This is a genomic window from Onishia niordana (assembly GCF_004798965.1).
Lineage (GTDB): Bacteria > Pseudomonadota > Gammaproteobacteria > Pseudomonadales > Halomonadaceae > Onishia > Onishia niordana.
Genome location: NZ_SDSD01000048.1, coordinates 1 through 290, shown reverse-complemented (window position 1 = coordinate 290; position 290 = coordinate 1). Strand labels below are relative to the sequence as shown.

Sequence of the window (290 nt, the reverse complement as noted above, 5' to 3'; positions counted from 1 at the left end):
CCGTATCTTCTTCACGTAATGCAGGGCGATGATCGTGGGAAATTTCAGCTACTGTGATGATATCTTTTTTTATCAATTCATTTGCTAAAGCATGACTGATACGATTTGCAACTGTAAAGGTGTCGTAAGTCGCGCGCATAAGCGGAATCCCCATCTCATTTGCATAATCAATAACATCTTGATCAACATCGAACCCCCCTGTAACAAGCACAGCGCTTTGACCATGCAAAGCCATACGCTGAATGTCTTTACGGTCACCGACAATCATCAAACTGTTTTTCATCAAAAAC

At 41.7% G+C, this 290-nt stretch carries 1 protein-coding gene; it reads right to left on the bottom strand.

All coding sequences use genetic code 11. The features are described 5' to 3' along the window. The coding region (locus tag ETC27_RS17900) for a DRTGG domain-containing protein (protein ID WP_240724964.1) at positions 1–290 on the bottom strand (290 nt) is incomplete at both ends.